Source organism: Cyanobacteriota bacterium (assembly GCA_025054735.1).
GTDB lineage: Bacteria > Cyanobacteriota > Cyanobacteriia > SKYG9 > SKYG9 > SKYG9.
Genome location: JANWZG010000394.1, coordinates 1 through 3,677, shown reverse-complemented (window position 1 = coordinate 3,677; position 3,677 = coordinate 1). Strand labels below are relative to the sequence as shown.

The 3,677-nt window shown below is 49.3% G+C and carries 3 protein-coding genes; 1 reads left to right on the top strand and 2 read right to left on the bottom strand.

Features of this window, described 5'->3' with window-relative positions; genetic code table 11:
• Positions 1-1,357: ABC transporter ATP-binding protein (locus NZ772_15655; protein ID MCS6814990.1), on the bottom strand; the 1,357-nt coding region annotated here is incomplete at its 3' end.
• A 134-nt stretch (positions 1,358-1,491) separates the two neighbouring features.
• On the opposite strand from NZ772_15655, the gene NZ772_15650 reads away from it, so the two are divergent.
• A complete protein-coding gene (locus NZ772_15650; protein ID MCS6814989.1) occupies positions 1,492-2,763 on the top strand; it encodes an FGGY-family carbohydrate kinase in 1,272 nt (423 codons plus the stop codon).
• An 11-nt stretch (positions 2,764-2,774) separates the two neighbouring features.
• On the opposite strand, the gene metK is transcribed toward NZ772_15650, so the two are convergent.
• Positions 2,775-3,677 (bottom strand): methionine adenosyltransferase (metK, locus tag NZ772_15645; protein MCS6814988.1); only part of this gene is annotated, 903 nt, incomplete at its 5' end.

The window sequence follows — 3,677 nt, the reverse complement described above, 5'->3', positions numbered from 1 at the left end:
TGCCCTGTTGGTAAATTCGTAATGGTTCCGTGACGATTTCTGCGATCGTCATGCGTGGATTCAAAGCACCATAGGGATTTTGGAAAATGATTTGCATTTCTCGCCGCAAGTTACGTAATGCTGCTGGATAGCGTTTAGCTTGAGCAATGACATCCTGCCCAGCAAAGATAATTCGCCCTGCTGTTGCTGGTATAAGTTGCAACAATGTACGTGCCAGAGTTGTTTTGCCACAGCCTGACTCGCCCACCAGTCCCAAGGTTTCTCCTAGATACACGTCAAAGGACACACCGTTGACTGCCATCACATAGCGTTGGGTTTGTCCCCACAACCCTTTCACTGGAAAGGCTACCTGTAGGTCTTGCACAGTCAACAATGGCGGTTCATTTGCTAATGTTCTCAACCGCTGCTCCATCTCTGTAGTTGATAGAGGGCTGCCTAGTTCCCCCTGCTGATCGTCTAGTACCGTTCGGGCGTTGATGCGATCGCTGGTTAGAAAATCGGCCACGGTAGGCAACACGCGCAAGCGTCGCTCTGGTGAAGGACGGCAAGCCAATAGCCCCTGGGTGTAGGGGTGGTGAGGTCGGCTAAAAATCTGTGCTAAGGATCCTGACTCTACAACCTTGCCTTGATACATGACGACCACAGTGTCAGCAACACTAGCAATTACCCCTAAATCATGGGTAATGAAGATAATGGACATGCCACGATCTTGCTGAATGCGCCGCAACAATGCCAAAATCTCAGCTTGCACAGTCACATCTAAAGCTGTCGTTGGCTCATCGGCAATCAGAATCACTGGGTCAGAACAAATCGCCATGGCAATCATTACCCGCTGGATTTGTCCTCCTGATAACTGATGAGGATAGCGATTCAGCATCGCTTGCTTTGTCTGCTCGTCATCATCTTCTCGGAGAAGGCTTACCTCTTGCAATCGGGCAATCGCCTGATGGCGTGCTTGAGTTAGGGTTACTTGCTGATGTTGTAGAATCGCTTCCATGAGTTGAAAGCCAATGCTATAAACCGGATTCAGCGAACTCATGGGTTCTTGGAAAACCATGGCCAGCTTGCTACCACGCAATTGCTGTAGTTGTCGGGGTGATAGTTGCAGTAAGTCAATTGCCGATGAATCGGCACTGGCTCGAAACCGTAAGCTGTCAGCCGTTACTGATCCTGGGTAGGGCACCAAACCCATAATGGCCAATGCAGTCACTGACTTACCTGAGCCAGATTCGCCCACAATGCCCAAGGTTTCTCCCTGTTTCACTTGAAAGTCAATGCCGTCAACAGCTGTCACTACCCCAGATCCTGAATGAAATTCTACGCGCAGGTTACGAACATCCAAGATCTCTGTAGTCATGGCGAAACGGATTTAGCAGGACAATATAGCAATACAACCACTAGCACCATGCGGCCTATCTCAGTAGCTGATCCCAAGCATATAGAACTGACCCTAGGGCTAGGCAAACCGTGAATTACCTGGATTGTAACAGTGTGAATTACTATCTTGGCATTGATTTTGGCACCTCCGGTGTGCGAGCGATTGTTATTGACGAACAGAACACTGTCCATGTGGCAATTACTAGTCCATACAGCGCCACCTCTGCTTCACTAGCTGCTAATTGGCGAGCTACCCTATTCGAGATCATGGAGCAAATCCCTGAAGCTAGTCGCCGCTGCTTGCGGGCAATTGCCATTAACGGTACATCTGGCACAGCGTTGCTTTGTGACCATCAGGGAACTCCAATTACAGAGCCACTGCTTTATAACGACGCTAGAGGTAAGGCTGTCTTGAATCACTTAGTCGCGATCGTCCCTACCAACCATCCAGTTTTCAGTGCTACCTCTACCTTGGCTAAACTAGCGTGGTGGTATCAGAATTTACCAGAGTTGTCTCAGACTAGCCGCAGCGGCTGCCTCTACTTGATGCACCAAGCAGACTGGGTTGCTTATTTACTCCATGGCAAGCTAGGCATCACCGATTATCACAATGCCTTAAAGCTAGGGTTTGACGTAGAAAACCTCAAGTATCCTAACTGGTTGACACAACCAATGTGGGGAGTTGTGCTGCCTGAGGTAGTGTCACCAGGAACACCGATCGCACAAGTTCACCGGGAAGCTTGCCATCGTTTTCAGTTGCCTGTCGATTGCACAGTCTGCGCTGGCACTACCGACAGCATAGCAGCCTTCTTGGCCAGTGGAGCTAACCGACCAGGCGAAGCCGTTACATCTCTAGGGTCAACTTTAGTACTCAAGTTACTCAGTACAACCCGAGTTGATGATGCTCGTTACGGTATATACAGCCATCGGTTAGGAGATTTGTGGCTAGTTGGTGGAGCATCTAATACAGGTGGTGCTGTCCTTAAGCAGTTTTTTACAGATGCTGAGCTAGCAGCCCTCAGTCAGCACATTGACCCACATCACCCCTCTCCACTGGATTACTACCCCTTGACGCAACCGGGCGATCGCTTCCCTATCAACGATCCTGACTTGCCACCTCGTCTAGACCCCCGCCCAGATAATCCAGTAGATTTTCTCCATGGTCTGTTAGAGAGCATAGCTCGAATTGAGGCTCAGGGCTATCATCTCTTACAAACGCTAGGAGCTACTCCCATTAGCTGCGTGTATACAGCAGGAGGTGGTGCCCAAAATCCAGTCTGGACGGCCATCCGCCAACGATATTTGGGTGTACCTTGTCGGCTGCCATTACATACAGAGGCTGCCTATGGATCCGCACTCCTAGCCCACCAGAGCCTATTGAGATGATCCAGCTAAACTTAGTTAACAGTTGATAGCTGAGCCAATGATTCCTTCAAGATTGCAGCTTTGTCTGTCGCTTCCCACGGTAAGTCTAGATCAGCGCGCCCCAGATGACCATAGGTGGCCACATCTTGGTAGAAGCGTCCATTCCGTTCTGCGGGAAGCTTTTGCAAGTTGAATGTTTGGATAATTCCAGCAGGGCGCAGTTCAAAATGTTGCTGCACCAAGTTCAGTAAATCACTGTTACTAATCTTGCCAGTACCAAATGTCTCTACTAAAATACTCACTGGACGAGCAACTCCAATCGCATAGCTCAGTTGCACTTCACACTTCTCAGCTAACCCTGCGGCCACAATATTCTTAGCTACATAGCGAGCGGCATAGGCAGCACTACGATCTACTTTTGTTGGATCCTTACCAGAAAATGCACCACCCCCATGCCGTGAATAGCCACCATAGGTGTCAACAATAATCTTGCGCCCAGTCAAGCCAGAATCTCCCTGGGGGCCGCCAACTACAAACTTGCCAGTAGGATTGACCAGATATTTGGTTTCCTTGTTTGGCTTAATGTCGATGTCAGTGAAACAAGGTTGCACGACTGCGGTCCAAAGGTCTTCCTTAATTTTCGCTTGGACAGCAGCGTCGTCAGTGATCCCATCAATGGTCGGTGTGTGTTGAGTAGAGATCAAGATAGTATCGATGCCGATCGGTCGGCCATCTTCGTACAGAACTGTCACCTGGGTTTTACCATCAGGTCGTAAATAGGGCAGTTGTCCTGTTTTGCGTACAGCCGCTAACTTACGAGCAATGCGGTGCGCCAAGCTAATTGGTAACGGCATTAACTCTGGTGTTTCATTGCAGGCAAAGCCAAACATGATGCCTTGATCCCCAGCACCGATAGAGTCAAAATACTCATCACT